At 66.6% G+C, this 20,308-nt stretch carries 20 protein-coding genes and 1 tRNA gene; 14 read left to right on the top strand and 7 right to left on the bottom strand.

The window, feature by feature from the left end:
- The 4 genes from ACE3RX_RS14755 to ccmI form a co-directional block, all read left to right on the top strand.
- The coding region (locus ACE3RX_RS14755) for a heme lyase CcmF/NrfE family subunit (RefSeq protein ID WP_374485217.1) at nucleotides 1–1,251 on the top strand (1,251 nt) is incomplete at its 5' end.
- The gene (locus ACE3RX_RS14750; protein ID WP_374485215.1) at nucleotides 1,248–1,838 is read left to right on the top strand and encodes a DsbE family thiol:disulfide interchange protein; all 591 of its coding nucleotides are present in this window, start codon (nucleotides 1,248–1,250) and stop codon (nucleotides 1,836–1,838) included. The genes ACE3RX_RS14755 and ACE3RX_RS14750, both read left to right, overlap by 4 nt.
- 1 nt (nucleotide 1,839) lies before the next feature.
- Nucleotides 1,840–2,334, top strand: coding sequence for a cytochrome c-type biogenesis protein (locus ACE3RX_RS14745; RefSeq protein WP_374485213.1), 495 nt, complete (start codon nucleotides 1,840–1,842; stop codon nucleotides 2,332–2,334).
- A complete protein-coding gene (ccmI, locus tag ACE3RX_RS14740; RefSeq protein WP_374485211.1) occupies nucleotides 2,331–3,575 on the top strand; it encodes a c-type cytochrome biogenesis protein CcmI in 1,245 nt (414 codons plus the stop codon). The genes ACE3RX_RS14745 and ccmI overlap by 4 nt, the downstream gene beginning before the upstream one ends.
- 43 nt (nucleotides 3,576–3,618) lie before the next feature.
- Here ccmI and ACE3RX_RS14735 read toward each other — a convergent pair whose 3' ends face one another.
- Nucleotides 3,619–6,021, bottom strand: coding sequence for a diguanylate cyclase domain-containing protein (locus ACE3RX_RS14735; RefSeq protein ID WP_374485209.1), 2,403 nt, complete (start codon nucleotides 6,019–6,021; stop codon nucleotides 3,619–3,621).
- 443 nt (nucleotides 6,022–6,464) lie between these two features.
- Here ACE3RX_RS14735 and ACE3RX_RS14730 point away from each other — a divergent pair, with 443 nt between their 5' ends.
- On the top strand, nucleotides 6,465–6,785 hold the full coding sequence (locus ACE3RX_RS14730) for a cupin domain-containing protein (protein ID WP_374485207.1): 321 nt from the start codon (nucleotides 6,465–6,467) through the stop codon (nucleotides 6,783–6,785).
- A 44-nt stretch (nucleotides 6,786–6,829) separates the two neighbouring features.
- Nucleotides 6,830–7,798: an MBL fold metallo-hydrolase gene (locus tag ACE3RX_RS14725; protein ID WP_374485205.1), complete on the top strand. Its 969-nt coding sequence runs from the start codon at nucleotides 6,830–6,832 to the stop codon at nucleotides 7,796–7,798.
- Between the two features lie 170 nt (nucleotides 7,799–7,968).
- Here ACE3RX_RS14725 and metK read toward each other — a convergent pair whose 3' ends face one another.
- Nucleotides 7,969–9,135, bottom strand: coding sequence for a methionine adenosyltransferase (metK, locus tag ACE3RX_RS14720; RefSeq protein ID WP_374485202.1), 1,167 nt, complete (start codon nucleotides 9,133–9,135; stop codon nucleotides 7,969–7,971).
- A gap of 214 nt (nucleotides 9,136–9,349) precedes the next feature.
- On the opposite strand from metK, the gene ACE3RX_RS14715 reads away from it, so the two are divergent.
- Both ACE3RX_RS14715 and ACE3RX_RS14710 read left to right on the top strand, forming a co-directional pair.
- Complete coding sequence (locus ACE3RX_RS14715; protein WP_374485200.1) at nucleotides 9,350–10,237, top strand: lysophospholipid acyltransferase family protein; 888 nt, start codon at nucleotides 9,350–9,352, stop codon at nucleotides 10,235–10,237.
- Entirely contained in the window at nucleotides 10,234–11,106 is an 873-nt protein-coding gene (locus ACE3RX_RS14710) for a lipid A biosynthesis acyltransferase (protein ID WP_374485198.1), read from the top strand. The genes ACE3RX_RS14715 and ACE3RX_RS14710 overlap by 4 nt, the downstream gene beginning before the upstream one ends.
- Here ACE3RX_RS14710 and ACE3RX_RS14705 read toward each other — a convergent pair.
- From ACE3RX_RS14705 to thiS, 4 genes are all read right to left on the bottom strand, one after another.
- Entirely contained in the window at nucleotides 11,100–11,327 is a 228-nt protein-coding gene (locus tag ACE3RX_RS14705) for a hypothetical protein (RefSeq protein ID WP_374485196.1), read from the bottom strand. The genes ACE3RX_RS14710 and ACE3RX_RS14705 overlap by 7 nt on opposite strands.
- A 1-nt stretch (nucleotide 11,328) precedes the next feature.
- Nucleotides 11,329–12,066, bottom strand: coding sequence for a tRNA (guanosine(46)-N7)-methyltransferase TrmB (gene trmB, locus ACE3RX_RS14700; RefSeq protein WP_374485194.1), 738 nt, complete (start codon nucleotides 12,064–12,066; stop codon nucleotides 11,329–11,331).
- A 104-nt stretch (nucleotides 12,067–12,170) separates the two neighbouring features.
- The gene (locus ACE3RX_RS14695; RefSeq protein ID WP_374485191.1) at nucleotides 12,171–12,956 is read right to left on the bottom strand and encodes a thiazole synthase; all 786 of its coding nucleotides are present in this window, start codon (nucleotides 12,954–12,956) and stop codon (nucleotides 12,171–12,173) included.
- A 79-nt stretch (nucleotides 12,957–13,035) separates the two neighbouring features.
- A complete protein-coding gene (thiS, locus tag ACE3RX_RS14690) occupies nucleotides 13,036–13,263 on the bottom strand; it encodes a sulfur carrier protein ThiS (RefSeq protein ID WP_374485189.1) in 228 nt (75 codons plus the stop codon).
- A 68-nt stretch (nucleotides 13,264–13,331) separates the two neighbouring features.
- Here thiS and ACE3RX_RS14685 point away from each other — a divergent pair.
- A tRNA-Gly gene (locus ACE3RX_RS14685) sits at nucleotides 13,332–13,405 on the top strand.
- A gap of 82 nt (nucleotides 13,406–13,487) precedes the next feature.
- Here ACE3RX_RS14685 and ACE3RX_RS14680 read toward each other — a convergent pair.
- A complete protein-coding gene (locus ACE3RX_RS14680) occupies nucleotides 13,488–14,399 on the bottom strand; it encodes a LysR family transcriptional regulator (protein WP_374485187.1) in 912 nt (303 codons plus the stop codon).
- A 165-nt stretch (nucleotides 14,400–14,564) separates the two neighbouring features.
- On the opposite strand from ACE3RX_RS14680, the gene ACE3RX_RS14675 reads away from it, so the two are divergent.
- The 5 genes from ACE3RX_RS14675 to leuD all read left to right on the top strand — a co-directional run bounded on the left by ACE3RX_RS14675 (nucleotide 14,565) and on the right by leuD (nucleotide 20,302).
- Entirely contained in the window at nucleotides 14,565–15,914 is a 1,350-nt protein-coding gene (locus ACE3RX_RS14675) for an MFS transporter (RefSeq protein WP_374485183.1), read from the top strand.
- An 81-nt stretch (nucleotides 15,915–15,995) separates the two neighbouring features.
- Entirely contained in the window at nucleotides 15,996–17,213 is a 1,218-nt protein-coding gene (locus tag ACE3RX_RS14670) for a CaiB/BaiF CoA transferase family protein (protein WP_374485181.1), read from the top strand.
- A gap of 23 nt (nucleotides 17,214–17,236) precedes the next feature.
- Complete coding sequence (locus ACE3RX_RS14665) at nucleotides 17,237–18,241, top strand: hydroxymethylglutaryl-CoA lyase (RefSeq protein ID WP_374485177.1); 1,005 nt, start codon at nucleotides 17,237–17,239, stop codon at nucleotides 18,239–18,241.
- Between the two features lies 1 nt (nucleotide 18,242).
- Nucleotides 18,243–19,664 (top strand): 3-isopropylmalate dehydratase large subunit, encoded by a 1,422-nt coding sequence (leuC, locus tag ACE3RX_RS14660; RefSeq protein ID WP_374485174.1) that lies wholly within the window; start codon nucleotides 18,243–18,245, stop codon nucleotides 19,662–19,664.
- A complete protein-coding gene (leuD, locus tag ACE3RX_RS14655) occupies nucleotides 19,664–20,302 on the top strand; it encodes a 3-isopropylmalate dehydratase small subunit (protein ID WP_374485172.1) in 639 nt (212 codons plus the stop codon). Before leuC ends, leuD begins: the two co-directional genes overlap by 1 nt.
- Nucleotides 20,303–20,308 lie beyond the last annotated feature (6 nt).

Below are 20,308 nucleotides of genomic sequence, written 5' to 3'. Positions count from 1 at the left end.
GGCGGCTGGTGGTTCTGGGACCCGGTGGAAAACGCCTCCTTCATGCCCTGGCTGGTCGGCACCGCGCTGATCCACTCGCTGGCGGTCACCGAGAAGCGCGGCAGCTTCAAGAACTGGACCGTGCTGCTGGCCATCGGCGCCTTCTCCCTGTCCCTGCTCGGCACCTTCCTGGTCCGCTCCGGCGTGCTGAGTTCGGTGCATGCCTTCGCGTCCGACCCCAAGCGCGGCATCTTCATCCTGCTGTTCCTGGCCGTCGTCGTCGGCTCGTCGCTGACCCTGTTCGCCTGGCGCGCACCGAAGGTCAGCCTCGGCGGCGCCTTCGCGCTGGTGTCGCGGGAGACCTTCCTGCTGGTCAACAACGTGCTGCTGCTATCCGCCGCCGGTGCGGTGCTGCTGGGCACCCTGTACCCGCTGGTGATCGACGCCCTCAACCTGGGCAAGCTGTCGGTCGGCCCCCCGTACTTCAACGCAGTGTTCGCGCCGCTGATGGTTCCGGTACTGTTCCTGATGGCGGTCGGCCCTGTGGCGCGCTGGAAGCAGGCCGACCTGGCCGACATCGCGCGGCCGCTGCGCTGGGCCTTCACCGTCGCCGTAGTGGCGGGCGTCGGCGTGCCCTTCCTGGCCGGCGCCTGGTCGGCCGGCGTGGCGCTGGGCATCGGCCTGGCGATCTGGATCATCGGCGCGTCGGTGGTGCAGATCCTCGCCCGCCGCAAGTCCGGCACCCCGCCGCGGGCCTTCTGGGGCATGCACCTGGCCCATGTGGGCATCGCCGTGACGGTGATCGGCATCGTGATGGTGAAGCACTACGAGACTGAGCGCGACGTGCGCATGGCGCCCGGCGACACCGTGAAGATCGGCGGCTACGAGATCCGCTTCCAGGGCGTCAATAACGTACCCGGTCCCAACTACATGGCCGCCCGCGGCGACCTGGAGCTGCTGAAGGACGGCCAGGTGGTGATGCCACTGCACCCCGAGAAGCGTAAATACTTCTCCTCCACCATGCCGATGACCGAGGCCTTCATCGATCCGGGCCTGACCCGTGACGTCTACGTCTCCCTCGGCGATCCGCTGGAAGGCGGCGACGGCGCCTGGAGCGTCCGCGTCTATCACAAGCCCTTCGTCGACTGGATCTGGGCCGGCGCCGTGTGCATGGCCCTCGGCGGCCTGCTCGCCGCCAGCGACCGTCGTTACCGCATCACTTCCAAGGCGGCCAAGGCCGCTCGCCTGGCCGCCGAAGGAGCCGCATCTTGAAACGTTTCCTGATTCCCCTTGGACTGTTCCTGGTCCTCGTCGTCTTCCTGGCCATTGGCCTCAACCGGGATCCGCACGAAGTCCCGTCGCCGCTGGTCGGCAAGCTGGCCCCCGACTTCAAGCTGGCGCAACTCGCCGAGCCGGGCAAGACCTTCTCACCGGCCGACATGCGCGGCCAGGTCTGGCTGCTCAACGTGTGGGCGTCCTGGTGCGTGTCCTGCCGCGCCGAGCACCCACTGCTGGTGGCCTTCGCCCGTCAGGGCGGCCTGCCCATCGTCGGCCTCAACTACAAGGAAGTGCGCGGCGACGGCGAGACCGACGTGAAGAAGCTGGCCGCCGACGAAGAAAGCACGCTGACCCGCCAACGCGCGTCGGCCTGGCTGTCCCAGCACGGCAACCCCTACGTGCTGTCGGCCCTCGACATGGACGGCCGGGTCGGCATCGACTACGGCGTGTACGGCGTGCCGGAGACCTACCTGATCGACAAGAAGGGCGTCATCCGCTACAAGCAGATCGGCCCGATCACCCCCGAAGCGCTGGAGAAGAAGATCCTGCCGCTGGCCAAGCAACTGGCCGGGGAGTCCTGAGATGAAACTTCGTCTAGCCACCCTGGCCACCGCCGTGCTGCTCGGCCTGGCTCCCGTCGCCCATGCCGGCGAAGCCGCGCCGCTGGCCGCCGACCCGGCGGTCGAGGCGCGCATGATTTCCATCTCAGAGGAACTGCGCTGCCTGGTGTGCCAGAACGAGAGCCTGGCCGCCTCCCACGCCGAACTGGCCGAAGACCTGCGCCGGGAAGTGCGCAGCCTGATCCGCGACGGCAAGAGCGACGCCGAGATCCGCGACTACTTGGTCAGCCGTTACGGCGATTTCGTGCTGTACCGTCCGCCGGTTAAGCCGACCACCTGGCTGCTGTGGTTCGGTCCCTTCCTGATCCTCGCCGGCGCCGTCATCGGCCTGATCGCCTACCTGCGCCGCCGCGCCGGCCAGATCACCCCGCCGACGCTGTCCGCCGCTGACCGCGCCGCCGCCGAAGCCCTGCTCGCCGGCGACCCGAAACCCACCCAACCGAAAGACCAGGCATGACCGCCTTCTGGATTGCCGCCGGGCTGCTCACCGCCCTCGTCCTCGCCCTGATCAGCCGCCCGCTGCTGCGCCAGCGCCAGGCCAACCACGCCTCCCGCAAGGCCCTCAATACCGCCATCTACCGCGACCAGATGGCCGAACTGGAGCGCGACCTGGCCAGCGGCGCGCTGTCCGCCGCGGACCACGCTACCGCCCGCGACGAACTGGAGCGGCGCATCCTCGAAGATCTGGCCGACGACGGCGCCGAAGCCGTCGCGGAGCCGCGCCGCCTGCCGCGCACCGCCATCGCCCTCGGCCTGGCGCTGCCCGCCGCCGCCGTCCTCCTCTACCTCGTGCTCGGCACACCGGCCGCCCTCGACCCGGCAGCCGTACAGGCCAGCAATAACGAGCAGCCGACCCAGGCCGAAGTCGAGAAGATGGTCGCATCCCTGGCCGCCAAGCTCGAGAAGGAGCCGGACAATCCCAAGGGCTGGGTGATGCTCGGCCGCAGCTACAAGGTCATGGGCCGTCTCGACGAAGCCGCCCACGCCTTCGAGAAGGCCGGCCCAGTGATGGAAACTGAACCGGAACTGATGCTGGAAATGGCCGAACTGTCCGCTGCGCGGAATGAAGGTAAGGTGGAAGGCAAGGGCCTGGAGCTCCTCAAGCGCGTGCTGGCCGACCAGCCGGACAACCCGCAGGCCCTGGTGCTGGCCGGTACCGACGCGTACTTCCGCAAGAACTACGCGGAGGCCGCCCGCTACTGGGAAAAGGTGCTGACCCAGGTGCCCCCGGACTCCGAAGATGCCCGCAACCTGTCCGCCGGCATCGAGAAAGTCCGCCAGCTGATGGGCGACAACGCAGGGGCCAAGCCGGCGCCGCGGGAGTCTGCCCAGAAAGCCGTTGCCACCGCTGGCGCCACCTCGGTCAGCGGCCGGGTCAGCCTGGCGCCGGCCCTGAAGGACAAGGCCAGCCCCGACGACACCCTGTTCATCTTCGCTCGCCACGCCAATGGCCCGCGCATGCCGCTGGCCATCCTGCGCCTCAAGGCTGCGGAACTGCCCAAGGAGTTCACCCTCGACGACAGCATGGCGATGAGCCCAGAGATGAAGCTGTCTTCCGCCGCCGAGCTGCGCATCGAAGCGCGCATCTCCAAGTCCGGCGACGCGATCCCCAAATCCGGTGACCTGGCCGGCGAACTCACGCCAATCAAGCCCGGCGCCAAGGGCCTCAAGCTGGTCATCGACAAAGTCGTGCCCTAAGCCCCTCGGGGCCGGGCATCCGTCCGGCCCCACTCAAACGTCCTCACCCCACCTTCAGCGGCACCGGCAGGCGCCGCGGCTCGAAGAAGCACACCGCATTGCGGCCGGCCGCCTTGGCTCGGTACATTGCGATGTCGGCCCGCTTGATCAGCTCATCCCGGCTCTCCTCATGACCGAGGAACATGCACACGCCGATGCTGGCCGTGCATCGGTGGATCACGCTATCGCTGCCGCCTGGCACGCTGAGGTGGTACGGGCGGGCCAACTCCTCGCGCAGCTTCTCAGCGACCCGCCCGGCGTGGGACTCGGCATCCCGCTCTTCCTCATCAAGGTTTTCGAGGATCACCACGAACTCGTCGCCGCCGAGGCGCGCCACGGTGTCCGACTCACGCAGGCTGGCAACCAGGCGATGGGCCACCTCCACCAGCAGCGCATCCCCCATCACGTGGCCGTGGGTGTCATTGAGTCCCTTGAAACCGTCCAGATCGAGGAACAGCAGCGCCCCGCTGTGGCGACTGCGGGCGCTCGCCGCGAGGGCCTGGTCGAGCCGGTCGTGGAACAGGCGGCGGTTCGGCAACTGGGTCAGCGGATCGTAGAAGGCCAACTGGTGGACCTGCTCCTCGGCCTTCTTGTGCTCGGTAATATCGGAGAAGGCCGCCACGTAGTGGGTGATTTTGCCGGCATCGTCGCGGACAGCCGAGATCGTCGCCCATTCAACGAACACCTCGCCGCTCTTGCGGCGATTCCAGATCTCGCCCTGCCAGAAGCCATCCCGCTCGAGACCCGCATAGAGGTGCCGGTAGAACTCCTGACCGTGGCGCCCGGAGCGCAGCAGGCTGGGCCGCTGGCCGATGGCCTCCCGCGCCGAGTAGCCGGTCATCGCGGTGAAGGCTTGGTTCACGCGCACGATGCGGGTCTCCGCATCGGTGATGAAGATGCCCTCCTGGCTTTCGAAGGTGGCCGCGGCGATGCGCAGCTTGATCTCGGTTTCCTTGGCCTCGGTGATGTCGGTGACAAAGCCCTGCCAGGTCACGCAGCCGCCGTCCGCCGCTTCAGGCAAGGCATCAATGCGCATCCAGCGCACTCCGCGCGTTGGATGGTCGATACGGAACTCCCGGTGCAGCCGGCCCTGGCTACGGGCAGACTCATCGATCGCCGCAAGCAGTGCCGGCAGATCCTCCGGCTGCACCCGCTCATGCAAGGGAGCCGCGGACACCAGCACGCTATCCGGCTCAAGGCCGAACAGTTCGCGTAGCGCATCGCTGGCAAAAGGCAGGCTGTGCTGACCAGCCGCATCCACCCGGTACTGGAAGACCAGACCAGGGATCTGCGCGACGATGCCGCGCAGGCGTTGGTTGAGGGCGTGTTCGGCCGCCCGCGCCTCGCCTTCCTGGATGGTCGCCAGCAGGCCGTTGAAAGCCCCGGTCAGCGCGCCGATCTCGTCGTCCCGCCGCACCGGCAAGGGCTGACGAGGAAGCAGACCGTCACGCATGAGGCCCAACTGCTCGGCCGCTTCACCGAGGGGCCGCAGTTGCCGACGCAGCCACCACCAGGTAAGCACACTGGCCAGCACGGTGAGGGCGGCGGCCGAAACGAGCAGGCGCCACTGCATCGCGTACAGCGGCGCGAAGGCTTCTTCGACCGGCAGCACCGACTGCATCAGCCAGCCGGTACTCTTCACCCGGCGGCTCGACGACAGCTCAACCACGCCGCGGGAGCTGCGCGCCAACCCGGAACCATCATGCCCGGCCAGATAATGGTCGTAGACCGGATTGAGCCCCGGCGGCGGCCCCGGCGTCATCACCCGGCTCCGGTCGGTAGCCGCGATGAACAGGCGCTGCCCCGGATCGGTGATCAGATAGCCCCCCTTGCGGCCGAAACGGTTGGCACTGATCTCGTCGAGGAAATTGGCGATCGCCAGATTGGTGAGGCCGATTACCGACCCCAGCACTTCGCCGTTGGGAGCGCGGATCGGCGCGATCATCGGCACCACCGGCTGATGGGTCGTCTTGCCGATCAGCGCCGACCCGACCTGCGCCTGGCCACTCTCCAGCGTCCGGCGGACAGCCAGCACATCCATGTAATTGACGCCCCCTCGGCCGAGCTCGTCTGGCAGGCTGACCAACGTGGTGCCCTCGCGGTCGGTGACCAGTACGCCCCAGTTGAACAGGGTCAGCAACACGTGCTGGTCGCGCAACTCCTTCTCCAGCGCGGCGGGCGTCGCCAGCTTGGCGGCATCGAATTCGTCGGCCACGGCCTGCAGAGCGCGCATGCGCTCCGACACGGAGCGGTCGATTTCGTCCGCCAGCAGCGTCACCACAGAAAACTGCTGGGCCGCCAGCGTAGCCTGCATTTCCTGGCGCAGCACGTAACCCACCAGCAAGGTGGTACCCCACAGGGCCAGGAGCAGGCCCAGCAGTACCCCTGCGGCAATACGCGTCCGCAAGGAGCGAAGTAGTGATCCCCACTGGCCCAGCCTGATCATGCGCCGGCCCTCCCGCACGTGTTCGGCAAACTGCCGCCGTCTTTTACATTGTTCTAATATGAATACAAGCTTAAGCCTGTCTCCATCACTCGCCTAGCCTGCCGATCAATCGAAATGCAAAGCTGCGTGACGTGATAGGCAATCACTATTCAACCGATTTCCACATTCAATTAGCTGCATCGTCTCAAGCGGCGTAGCATGCAAGGCAATACAGGTCGGCGAGCAGCCGACCCTCCCACCAGTTAAACGGCGCGCCGGGGCACACAAGACCCCCAATACCCCAACAGAGATTTCTTCCCGGCGTCGCCCTTTTATTCGCGCCACCTCGTCCGTTCGCCTGCTCCTGAGCAGCGGACGCACGCTGGGGCATACTGGCAAGCCTGTTTTATCCGGAACTTGCCTGCATGCGCCCGCGCAACCTGCTCGAGAATCTCCCCGCCCCCGGCCCTGACGAAGCCTTCGAAACCCTGTTCGAAGGCCGTGGCGCGCGCGTCGAACGCATCGTTTCCCACGGTCATGCCAGCCCACCTGGCTTCTGGTACGACCAGACTGGCGACGAATGGGTAATGCTCGTCCAGGGCAGCGCGGAGCTGGAATTCGACGATGGTCGCCACGAATCGCTTGTGCAAGGCGACTGGCTGGTCATCCCCGCCGGCTGCCGCCACCGGGTCGCAGCCACTGGCCCGGACACCGTTTGGCTGGCCGTTCATACCATGGACGCGTGATCCGGATTATCCTTTTGTCCTTTTCAGCCTCCGGAGATGCACCCATGATCCGTCGCAGTCTCAGCGCACTCGCCTTTGCCATCAGCGCAAGCCTACTGCCCGTCGCACCAGCCTGCGCCGAAGCCCCGGCCATCAAGACCCAGGTGCCCGGCTACTACCGCCTGAACGTTGGCGATTACGAGATCACCGCCCTCTACGACGGCTACGTGGACCTGGATGCCAAGCTGCTGACGAACGCCAGCCAGGCCGAGATCCAGCACCTGCTGGCGCGCCTGTTCATCGCCGGCGAGAAGGTGCAGACCGCGGTCAATACCTACCTGGTCAACGCTGGCGGCAAGCTGATCCTCGTCGATACCGGCACCGCCAAGGTCTTCGGCCCAACCCTCGGCTACGTCGCCGAGCACATCCGCGCCGCCGGCTACAAGCCGGAACAGGTGGATCTGGTGCTGTTGACCCACCTGCATCCCGACCACGTTGCCGGCCTTCTCGACGCCGAAGGCAAGCCGCTGTTCCCCAACGCCGAAATCCGCGTCAATCAGACGGAAAGCGATTTCTGGCTGTCCGAGGACAACGCCGCCAAGGCCCCGAAGGACAGACAAGGAATGTTCGCGATCGCCCGCAAGGCCGCTACCCCTTACCAGGCAGCCGGCAAATGGAAGCCGTTCAGCGGTGAGGCCGAACTGGCGCCGGGCATCAAGCCGGTGCCGGCTGTCGGCCATACGCCGGGCCACAGCGCCTACCTGGTCGAATCCAAGGGCCAGCGCCTGCTGATCCTCGGCGACTCGGTGCACAGCTACGCGGTACAGTTCGCGCGTCCCGAGGTCGCCATCGAGTTCGACAGCGACAAGAAGCAGGCCGTCGCCACCCGCAAGAAGCTGTTCTCGTGGGCCGCCAAGGAGAAGATGACCGTCGCCGGCATGCACCTGCCCTTCCCCGGCCTCGGCCACATCCGCGCCGACGGCAAGGCCTTCGGCTGGGTGCCGGTGGAATACAGCCCGCTGCGCAGCAAGTAAGGACGCGGTCGGCCGGCAGCGCAGGCCCTCCTGGCCAGGTACAGCCTGGAGGAAACTTCACCTGTGGGGGCGAATTCATTCGCCCCCACAGTACCCCACAGGAAATTGCATGGGCATGAAGCAGAAAGGGCGCCCCGCGGGGCGCCCTTTCTGCGATCAACAGCTAGGAATTACAGACCGGCAGCGGCGCGCAGTGCGGCGGCCTTGTCGGTGTTTTCCCACGTGAAATCCGCCTCGTCGCGGCCGAAATGGCCGTAGGCGGCGGTGCGCGAGTAGATCGGGCGCAGCAGGTCGAGGGCAGCGATGATGCCCTTCGGACGCAGGTCGAAGTGGGCCTGGATCAGTTCGACGATCTTCTCGTCGGCGATCTTGCCGGTGCCGAAGGTTTCCACCATCAGGCTCACCGGCTTGGCGACGCCGATCGCGTAGGCGACCTGCACCTCGCAGCGGTCGGCCAGACCGGCGGCGACCACGTTCTTGGCCACATAGCGGCCGGCATAGGCGCCGGAACGGTCCACCTTGGACGGGTCCTTGCCGGAGAACGCACCACCGCCGTGATGGGCCGCGCCACCGTACGTATCGACGATGATCTTGCGGCCGGTCAGGCCGCAGTCGCCGTTCGGACCACCGATGACGAAACGGCCGGTGGGGTTGATCAGGTAACGGGTGTTGCCGCTCAGGAATTCCTTCGGCAACACCGGCTTGATGACTTCCTCGATGACCGCCTCGGTAAGGTCGGCGTGGGAGATGTCCGGATGATGCTGGGTGGACACCACCACGGTGTCGATCGCCACCGGCTTGCCGTCCACGTACTTGACGGTAAGCTGGCTCTTGGCGTCCGGGCGCAGCCACGGCAGGCGGCCATCCTTACGCACTTCCGCCTGGCGCTGCATGATGCGGTGGGCGTAGTAGATCGGGAAGGGCATCAGGCTCGGCGTTTCGTTGGTCGCGTAGCCGAACATCAGGCCCTGGTCGCCGGCGCCCTGGTCGAGGTCGAGGCCCTCGCCTTCGTTCACGCCCTGGGCGATGTCGGAGGACTGACGGTTGATGGCGGTGAGCACCGCGCAGCTCTTGTAATCGAAACCGATCTCGGAATCGTCGTAACCGATGCGCTTGACGGTGTTACGGGCGATGTCCATATAGTTGATGTCAGCCTTCGTCGTGATCTCGCCGGAGATCACCACCAGACCGGTGGACACCAGGGTTTCGCAGGCGACGCGACCGTGCGGGTCCTGTGCGAGGATCGCGTCGAGGACGGCGTCGGAAATCTGGTCGGCGACCTTGTCGGGATGGCCTTCGGAGACGGATTCCGAAGTAAAAAGGTATTCTCTGGCCATGGAGGCGCTCCTGAAAAACAAAAATCCCCGTAACTGACGGCGTTGCCGTCTCGGGGGATTCTCGGAGCGGCGACGCTTTAGCAGTATTTTTGCCGGCACATCCGCAGCTGATCTGCGAACCGCCACCGCCCTGCAAGTTGTCGGATTAACTCGGCGGAATCACAATTATAGCTTTGCCTTCCGGGCCGTCAATTCGGCCACCCCACAGCCCCTGATGGCGTCACTCATTTTTTCCCTTCTCGCCCGCCTGCCCCTCGGGCTCCTGCAGCGTCTCGGCTGCGTTGCCGGATGGCTGACCTACGCCGGCTCGCCCACCTACCGGCGGCGCCTGCGCGACAATCTGGCCCAAGCTCTCGGACCGGAGGAAGCCGCCCGGACCTGGCGCCGCGCGGTCGGCGAAACCGGCAAGCAGGCGCTGGAACTGCCGTGGCTGCTGCTGCGCCCGCAGGCCGAGATCGTCACCAAGGTCGTCCGCGTCAGCGGCTGGGAACACGTCGAAGCCGCCGAGGCCAGTGGTGGCGGCATCCTCTTCATCACGCCGCACCTCGGTTGCTTCGAAATCACCGCCCAGTATTTTTCCACCCACAAACCGATCACGGTGCTCTACCGGGCACCGCGCAAGGCGGTGCTGCAGCCGGTCATCAACGCCGGGCGCAGCCGCGGCAACATGCGCCTGGCCCCCGCCGACGTAGGCGGCGTGCGGCGCCTGATCAAGGCCCTGCGCGCTGGCGAGGCGGTCGGCATGCTGCCGGACCAGGTACCGGGCGCGGGTGAAGGTGCCTGGCTGCCCTTCTTCGGCCGCCCGGCCTACACGATGACGCTGGCCGCCCGCCTGTCCGAGGTGTCCGGCGTCAGCACGATCTTCGCGTGGGCCGAACGCCTGCCCGGCGGCGCCGGCTTCCACCTGCGCCTGCGACCGGCCCTCGAAGCACTCGCCGGCGATACCGAAACCCGCGCCGCCGCCATCAATCGCGAGATGGAAGCCCTGATCCGCGAGAACCCGTCCCAGTACCTGTGGGGCTACAACCGCTACAAGCGCCCCCGCGGCGGCGCACCCACCTCATCTCCCACACCTCCCGCCTCCCGAGAAAACCAACAATGAGCCGTATCGTCGTCGCCCTGCTGTGGCTGCTCCACTGGCTGCCCCTGTCCATGCAGGCCCCCATCGGCCGCGGCCTCGGCCTGCTGCTGTACTGGATCATCGCGCCGCGGCGCAAGGTGGTGCTCACAAACCTGCGCCTGTGCTTTCCCGATCAATCCGAAGCCGAACGCCGCGCCCTGGCCAAGGAACACTTTGCGCTGGCCGGCCGCAGCCTGCTTGAACGCGGCATTGCATGGTTCGCGTCGGAAGAACGGATGCGCCGCATCGTCCGCGTACAGGGCGAGGAGATGCTCGCCAAGCTGATAGAAGACCGCCAGCCGGTGATCCTGCTGACCCCGCACTTCCTCGGCCTCGACCTGGGCGGCACGCGCCTGGCCTCCAGCTTCGACTGCGTCAGTATCTACGCCCGCCAGAAGGACCCGGTCATCGACCGCTGGCTGTATCACGGACGCAGCCGCTTCGGCAGCCAGGTGCTGCTGCGCCGGGACGAGAGCGTGCGGGCGTCGATCAAGGCGATGAAGGAGATCCGGCCCTTCTACTACCTTCCGGACATGGACAACGGCCCCGAAGACTCGGTCTTCGTGCCCTTCTTCGGCGTACAGGCCGCTACCCTGTCGGCGCTACCGCGCCTGGCCAAGCTGGGTGGCGCGGTGGTGGTGCCCTGCGTGACGCGGATGCAGCCCGGCGGAGAAGGCTATGTGGTGGAACTGGGCGAGCCTTGGACGGATTTCCCGACTAACGACGTGGAAGCCGATACCCGCCGCATGAACGCCTGCATCGAAGATATGGTGCGCACCATGCCAGCCCAGTACTACTGGGTGCACCGCCGCTTCAAGACCCGCCCGCCCGGCGAGCCGAAGATCTACTGAACTTCGTCCTTCGCCGCCAATTCCGCCAGCACCAGCGGAAAGGCGGCACTGCCGACCAAGGCCACGCCGGACACCAGCAACACCAACCCGGCACCCGACTCCTGCAGCAGCGGATGCAGATCGGCGCCGAAGCCGGCCAGCAACAGCGCGCCGACAAGCAGGCACAGCAGGCCGGGGATGCCCATCAGCCAGGCGCCGGCGGGCAGTCGCTTGAGGGCCATCTCAGACCCGCTTGAAGACCACGTCCCACACACCGTGGCCGAGCTTGATACCACGGTTCTCGAACTTGGTCAGCGGCCGGTAATCCGGCTTCGGCGCGAAACCGTCGGCGGTGTTGGCGAGCAGCGGCTCGGCGGACAGCACCTCCAACATCTGGTGGGCGTATTCCTCCCAGTCGGTGGCGCAGTGCAGGTAGCCGCCGGGCGCCAGCCGCGAGGCGATCAGCTTCACGAAAGGCCCCTGCACCAGGCGGCGCTTGTGGTGACGCTTCTTGGGCCAAGGGTCGGGGAAGTAGATATGCACACCAGCCAGCGAGCCTTCCGGGATCATGTCGCGCAGCACTTCCACCGCATCGTGCTGGACGATACGCAGGTTGGTCAGGCCGCCCTCATCGATCAGCTTGCACAGGCCGCCGACGCCCGGCGCGTGCACCTCGATGCCGACGAAGTCGTCGCCCGGACGCACCCGGGCGATCTCGGCGGTAGCCTGGCCCATGCCGAAACCGATCTCGACGATGTGCGGCGCCTTGCGCCCAAAGACCGCGTCGAGATCCACCGGCTCCGGCCGGTACTGCAAGCCGACCTTGGGCATCATCTCGTCCAGGAAACGATGCTGGGCTTCCGACATGCGCCCCTGGCGGAGCACGAAGCTGCGGATGGACTGGGACGTGAGACGGCCACCCGGCGAGGACGGCTGTTCGTCGGATTCGTCGGACGGCGGGGTTTGCTGTTCTTCGCTCATGGCGGATTCCGGAATTCAGAACATGTAGGGGCGAATTCATTCGCCCACCGCGGCATCCATGCACCGCGGGCGAATGAATTCGCCCCCACCAAAATACAAGAAACTCAGCTGCCGATCAGGCCGCTGGTCGGCGAGCTCGGGCTGGCGGTGTAGTACTTCTTGGGCATGCGGCCGGCCAGGAAAGCCTCGCGGCCAGCCTCGACACCCTTCTTCATGGCACCGGCCATCTTCACCGGGTCTTTGGCCAACGCGATGGCGGTGTTCATCAGCACCCCGTCACAGCCCAGTTCCATCGCGATGGCCGCGTCGGACGCAGTCCCGACACCGGCATCCACCAGCACCGGCACCTTCACCGCGTCACGCACCAGCTGCACGTTCCACGGGTTGAGGATGCCCATGCCGGAACCGATCAACGAGGCCAGCGGCATCACCGCCACACAGCCGATGTCTTCGAGCATCCTGGCCTGGATCGGATCGTCGGCGCAGTAGACCATCACCTCGAAGCCCTCCTTCACCAGCACCTCGGCGGCTTTCAGGGTTTCGGGCATGTTGGGGAACAGGGTGTGCGGATCACCGAGCACTTCCAGCTTGACCAGCTTGTGGTCGTCCAACAGCTCGCGGGCCAGGCGCAGCGTGCGCACCGCGTCCTCGGCGGTGTAGCAGCCAGCCGTGTTGGGCAGGTAGGTGAATTCGGACGGCGGCAGCGCATCCAGCAGGCTCGGTGCCTTCGGGTCCTGGCCGATGTTGGTGCGGCGGATCGCCACGGTGACGATCTGCGCGCCACTGGCCACGATGGCCTCGCGGGTCTCGGTGAAATCCTTGTACTTGCCGGTTCCCACCAGCAGCCGGGAGGAATAGCTCTTGCCAGCAATCGTCAGCAAATCATCCATAGGGAAGCCAACCTGAAAAATGAGTTGAACGTAGGGAGCGGAAACGGCACGCGGCCAGACAGGAACGCTGCGTCGCGGCTCAGCCGCCGCCAACAGCGACGACGATTTCTAGCCGGTCACCATCGACCAGCTGAGCCTCGGCATGCCGGCCCTTTGGCACGATCTCGCCATTGCGCTCCACCGCCACGCGCTTGCCGGTCAGGCCCATGCCATCGAGCAGGGCCGCCACGCTGAGGGGCGCCTCGAAGCTGCGTGCCTCGCCGTTGACGGTCAGAACCAGGGAGGTAGAAGAGACTTGGGAAGACATGGACGCAGTTTACCACGCCTCGCCGGTTGCCCTCCGCCCTCACCATAAGTACAATCACGGTCCTTCGAGCGGGCGTCGTATAATGGTAATACCTCAGCTTCCCAAGCTGATGCCGTGGGTTCGATTCCCATCGCCCGCTCCATCGAATTCAAGCGAAAAGGCCAATCCTTACGGATTGGCCTTTTCGCTTTCCAACGCAGGCACATCGGGCACAAGCCAACAAGTCACGCCATCCGGCTTATCACCAGGTCAACAAAACCCTGCGCCGGTAGCGACAGGGAGGCCTCGCCACGCATGATCAGCAACAGGCCACGATTCGTACGCATGCCAGACAGCCGCGCAATACGCAGGTCCAGCGCCTTGATCTGCGGGGCAATGCTGGCGCGGGGCAGAACGCCGATACCGAGACCGGCGGCGATCATGCGGCACACCTCGTCGAAGCCACGCACCTGCACGCGGATCTTGAGGGCTTTGCCGACCATGTCCGCCGCCGCAGAAACGTGGCGCATCAGCGAGGTGGCACGGTTGAGTCCGACGATATCGTAATCCAGCATCTCGTCGATGCTGACCACCGCCTTGCCCGTCAGCGGATGGCCGGGGGGCATCACCAGCACCAGCTCGTCGGAGTCACACTGCAGGCTTTTCAGCCCGTCGACCGGGATATTGTCGGCAACGATGCCCAGTTCGGCATTGCCGCGCGCGACTGCGCGCACCACTTCTTCCGATAGCGCATCTTCCAGATCCAGCATCACCGACGGATAGGTCGACGAGTACCGGGCCAGCAAGGCCGGCAGGAACCCCGTGAAAGCCGAAGTATTGGCCCACAGACGCAGATGGCCGCCGGCACCGCGGTGGAAATCGGCCATCACCACCGACAGGTTCTCCAGCCCGGCCACGATCTCGATCGCGTGGCGCATCAGCGTCTGACCGGCCGGGGTCGGCGCAACACCCCGCTTGCAGCGCTCAAGAAGTATGGAGCCGATGTGGGCTTCCAGCTCGGAGATGCGCTTGCTGGCCGCCGGCAAACTCATGCTGCAACGCTCGGCACCGACGGTCAGGCTGCCGCCCTCCACGGTCGCCACAAATAGGCGCAGGGAGATCAGGTCGAGGCGGTTCAGATTGATCGGGGAGGGCATGGGCCTATCCTTAACCATTGGTTAAGGATGAGTCAACGACATCCGAATCCACCGCCCCGGCCGCCAACTAGACTTCACTTGAACCCCGTCCGTAAACGCATTCATAGCGTCGGCGGGGGCAGGGGACGGCAACCGCCCCCGGACAATCATAATGAAGGAGACAAGATGAGTTCCATCGCAGTATCGGAGGGCGCGCGCGACCTTCCCTGGCACGCCGGCCTCAATTCCAAGCACTGGCGTGTGCTCACCGCCAGCTGGCTGGGCTGGGTGTTCGACGGCTACGAAGCCTACGCCCTCTTCATCGTGATGCCCTTCATCCTGAAGGCCATGCTGCTGCCGACTCAGATGGCCGACAAAGCGGTCTTCGCCGGCATCGCCATCGGCATCACCCTACTCGGCTGGGGCATCGGCGGCCTGGCTGGCGGCATCATGGCCGACTACATCGGCCGCAAGCGGATGATGCTCTACTCGGTGTTCTTCTACGCGTTGTTCACCGGCCTCACCGCCTTCGCCAACGATTTCTGGACCTTCTGCTTCCTGCGCTTCATCACCGGCTTTGCAATGGGCAGCGAATGGAGCACCGGCGTCGCCCTGCTCGCCGAAACCTGGCCGAACCGTGCCCGCCCGAAGGGCGCCGGCTTCCTGCAATCGGGCTTCGGCTTCGGCACCCTGCTCGCCGCGCTGGTCTGGCTGGTGCTCTCGCAGACCATGCCGATGGGCGAGGACACCTGGCGTCTGGTTTTCATCGTCGGCGCCCTGCCCGCCTTCTTCTGCCTGTACATCCGCCGCGCGGTGGATGAGTCCGAGAAGTGGGTCGAGGCCGTCCGCGCCCAGCGCTGGGCCGCCACCGAAGCCGCCGCCGGCACTGGCGCACCGGCCGCCAAGCGCCCCTTCACGCTGACCGAGATCTTCCGCGAACCGGAAAGCCGCAAGCGCACACTGCTCGCCTTCCTGCTGTCCCTGACCACTACCGTCGGCTGGTGGGCCATCTCCGCACTGCTGCCCGAATACGCGGTATCCATGGCCAAGGCGGTCGGCGAAGCGACGCCCGGCGTGTGGGGCCTGCGCGCCGCGCTGCTCTACACCGGCGGTGCCGTGGTGGCCTACCTGCTATCCGGTTTCCTCGCCGACGGCCTCGGACGGCGCCTGTTCCTGACCTTCACCTACGCCGGTGCGCTGCTCACCACCGCCATCACCTACCTCTGGACCCACTCCATCGAGGGCCTGATGGTGGCCGCTTTCATCAACGGCTTCTTCACCCTTGGCTGCGCCTACTCCTGGATGGCCATCTACCCGGCCGAGCTGTTCACCTCCAGCGTACGCGCCACGGCGGCCTCCTTCATCTTCAACGCGGCACGCCTGATCGCCTGGCTGTTCCCGATCCTCGCCGGCTCCATCGTCAAGACCTTCGGCAGCATTCCGCAGGCGGCAATGAGCATCGGGCTGATCTACCTGCTCGGCCTGGTCGTGCCCTGGTTCATGCCTGAAACACGCGGCAAAGCGCTGCCCGAGTAAGCCCTCCCCTCACCCCAATCCACTGTATCGGCCGGGCGGCCCGAGGACCGCGCTCGCCCGGCGATTCCCCAAGGAAACGACATGAACACCAAGGAAAACGGCGCCGACCAGCCCCTACCCCTTGCCGGGGTGAAGGTGATCGAGCTCGGCACGCTGATCGCCGGCCCCTACGCGGCCAGCCTGCTTGCCCAGTTCGGTGCCGAGGTCATCAAGATCGAGTCACCGGGCGACGGCGACCCCCTGCGCAACTGGCGCAAGCTCCACGAAGGCACCTCCCTGTGGTGGTACTCCCAGAGCCGCAACAAGAAGTCGATCACCGTCAATCTGAAGGACGCCCGCGGCCAGGAGATCGTGCGCGAGCTGGTCAAAGAGGCTGACATCATCATCGAGAACTTCCGCCCCGGTACGCTGGAGCGCTGGGGGCTCGGCTGGAGTGACCTGAGCGCCCTCAACCCCGGGCTGATCATGGTCCGCGTCTCCGGCTTCGGCCAGAGCGGTCCCTACAAGGACCGCCCCGGCTTCGCCGCAATCGCCGAATCCATGGGTGGCCTGCGCTACCTGGCTGGCTACCCGGACCGGCCGCCGGTGCGGGTCGGCGTCAGCATCGGCGACACGCTGGCCTCCCTGTACGGCGTGATCGGCGCGCTGCTGGCCATGCATCACCACAAGGTGAATGGCGGCACTGGTCAGTTCATCGACGTGGCCCTGTACGAAGCGGTGTTCGGCGTAATGGAAAGCCTGATCCCCGAATACTCGGCCTTCGAACACATCCGCGAGCGCTCCGGCGCCTCGCTGCCGGGCATCGCCCCGTCCAACACCTATCCGTGCAAGGACGGCCGCTACGTGATCATCGCCGGCAACTCCGACAGCATCTACAAGCGCCTGATGAACGCCATCGGCCGCAATGATCTGGCCGACGACCCGCGCCTGGCCCGTAACGACGGCCGGGTGCAGTTCACTGACCTGCTCGACGGCGCCATCGCCGGATGGACCACCCAGCACGACCTGGACTACGTACTCGCCGTGCTGGAAGAGGCCGCGGTGCCCAGCGGCCGCATCTACACCGCTGCCGACATCCACGCCGACCCCCACTACCAGGCCCGCGGGATGATCGAGGCCCACGGCCTGCCCAACGGCGACCAGGTGGACTTCCCCGGCATCGTTCCCAAGCTGTCCGCCACCCCGGGCCGGACCCGCTGGCTGGGGCCGCGCCTCGGCGAGCACACCGACGAAGTGCTGGCCAGCCTCGGCTACGACGCAGACGCCCGCGCCGGCATGCACGAGCAAGGCATCGTCTGAGCCGCTACGCGAGGAACACGCCCATGAAACACGCCCACGGCCAACGCCTTTACATCCACGACGTCGCAGTCCGCGACGGCTTCCAGATCGAGCCGCGCTTCATCCCCACCGCCGACAAGATCGCCCTGATCGACCGCCTGTCCGCCAGCGGGCTGGCCAAGATCGAGGTCACCTCCTTCACCTCGCCGAAGGCCATCCCAGCCCTCGCCGACGCCGAAACGGTGATGCGCGGCATCACCCGCCAGCCCGGCGTGGAATATGCGGCGCTGGTGCCCAACCTGCGTGGCGCCGAACGTGCCCTGGGCTGCGCCGTCGATGAGCTCAACGTGGTGATGTCCGCCAGCGAAAGCCACAACCGCGCCAATCTGCGCATGGGCTGTGAGGACTCCCTCGCCCAGTTCGCCCCGATCGCCGCCCTCGCCCACGGCAGCGCCGCCGTCAATGTGTCCCTGTCCACGGCCTTCGGCTGCCCCTTCGAAGGCACGGTCAGCGACGCCCGCGTGCTGACGCTGGTGGAGCGCATCGCCAATCTGGGCATCCTGCGCGTCACCCTGTGCGACACCACCGGCATGGCCAACCCGGCCCAGGTGGAGCGCCTGTGCAGCCGGGTCCTGCGCGAGCTGCCGGACATCACGCTGACCGCCCACTTCCACGACACCCGTGGCATGGGCCTCGCCAATGCGCTGGCCGCACTGGATTCCGGCGTGGTCCGCTTCGACGCGTCCCTCGGCGGCCTCGGCGGCTGCCCCTTCGCCCCCGGCGCCAGCGGCAACGTCTGCACCGAAGACCTGGTGCACATGCTCGACGCGATGGGCTACGACACCGGCGTCGACCTGTCCGCACTGGTGGACGCCGCCCTCACGCTGCCCGAGCTGGTCGGCCATGCCATCCCTGGCCAGGTGATGAAGGCCGGCCCGTCCACCCGCCGCTACCCGCTGCCCGGTGGCGACACCCAGCAGCGCCTGGCCGGAACCACTCCGTGCACGCCCGGCGTGCCCCCAGCCCTCACCACCGAAGGGAGCCACTGAGATGACCGCCCGCACCCTCTTCGAAAAACTCTGGCAGCGCCATGTGGTCTCCGAGCCGCCCGCCGGCCAGGACGGCCCGACCCTGCTCTACGTCGACCGCCACCTGGTCTATGAAGTGACCAGCCCGCAGGCCTTCGAGGGACTGCGCCTGAGCGGGCGCAAGCCCTGGCGGCCCGAGACGGTGATCGCCACCGCCGACCACAACGTGCCCACCACCGCCCGCGACCAGGGCATCGCCGATCCCTTCTCGCGCATCCAGGTGGAGCAGCTCGACCGCAACTGCGCCGAGTTCGGCATCACCGAGTTCGGCCTCGGCGATCGTCGCCAGGGCATCATCCACGTGATCGGCCCCGAACAGGGCGCCACCCTGCCCGGCATGACGGTGGTGGCCGGTGACTCCCACACCAGCACCCACGGCGCTTTCGGCGCGCTGGCCTTCGGCGTCGGCACCTCGGAGGTGGAGCACGTGCTGGCCACCCAGTGCCTGGCGGTGCGCAAGATGAAGACCATGCTGGTGAAGGTGGACGGCGCCTTGCCGGCTGGCGTCACCGCCAAGGACCTGATCCTCGACATCATCGGCCGGATCGGGACTGCCGGCGGCACCGGCTACGCCATCGAATTCGGCGGCAGCGCGATCCGTGGGCTGAGCATGGAAGGCCGCATGACCCTCTGCAACATGGCCATCGAGGCCGGCGCCCGGGTCGGCCTGATCGGAGTCGACGACACCACCATCGACTATCTGCGCGGTCGCCCCTTCGCCTCGTGCGGCGAGCATTGGGACGCCGCTACCGACTACTGGCGCACGCTGGTCAGCGACGCGGATGCCCGCTTCGATGCCGTGATGGCAATCGACGCCGCCGGGCTGCGCCCGATGGTGACGTGGGGTACGTCCCCGGAGATGGTCATCCCGTTAGACGGCCAGGTGCCCAACCCCGCCGATGAACGTGATCCGGTGAAGGCCGCCGGCATGGCCCGCGCCCTCGCCTACATGGGCCTCGAGGCCGGCACCGCGCTCACCCACCTGCCCCTCGACAAGATATTCATCGGCTCGTGCACCAACGCCCGCATCGAAGACCTGCGTGCCGCCGCTGCGGTGCTGAAGGGCAAGCGCATCGCCCCCGGCATCAAGCTCGCGCTGGCTGTGCCCGGCTCCGGCCTGGTCAAGGCCCAGGGCGAAGCGGAAGGCCTGGACCGCATCTTCCGCGATGCCGGCTTCGAATGGCGTGAACCCGGCTGCTCGATGTGCCTCGGCATGAACGAGGACCGCCTGGCGCCGGGCGAACGTTGCGCCTCCACTTCCAATCGCAACTTCGAGGGTCGCCAAGGCGCCGGCGGACGCAGTCACCTCGTCAGCCCGGTGATGGCCGCCGCCGCCGCGATTGCCGGCCATTTCGTCGCACCTGACAGCCTGGGAGCCCACTGATGCAAGCCTTCACCACCCTCAGCAGCCTGGTCGCCCCACTCGACCGGGCCAACGTGGACACCGACGCGCTGATCCCCAAGCAGTTCATCAAATCGATCAGCCGCAGCGGCTTCGGCCCCAACCTGTTCGACGAATGGCGTTACCTGGACCACGGCGAACCCGGCCAGGACCCGGCGTCACGCCGCCCCAACCCGGACTTCGTACTCAACCAGCCGCGCTACGCGGGCGCGCAGATCCTCCTCGCCCGTGAGAACTTCGGCTGCGGCTCGAGCCGCGAGCACGCCGTGTGGGCCCTGGAGGACTACGGCTTCCGCGCTGTGCTGGGACCCAGTTTCGCCGACATTTTCTTCGGCAACTGCTTCAAGAACGGCATACTACCGGTGGTACTCGACGCCACGCTGATCGACCGTCTGTTTGCCGAAGTCAGCGCCACGCCGGGCTACCGCCTCGCCATCGACCTGCCGGCACAGACCGTGCAACTGCCGGACGGCAGCGCGATCCCCTTCGCGGTGGACGCCTTCCGTAAGCACTGTCTGGTGAATGGTCTCGACGACATCGGCCTGACCCTGGCCCAGTCCGACGCCATCCGCACCTACGAGGCTCAGCGCCGCCGTCAGGAACCGTGGCTGTTTGCGTGATCCGCC

The organism is Zoogloea sp., assembly GCF_041914405.1.
Classification (GTDB): Bacteria; Pseudomonadota; Gammaproteobacteria; order Burkholderiales; family Rhodocyclaceae; genus Zoogloea.
This window is presented reverse-complemented; position numbering and strand designations above follow the sequence as displayed.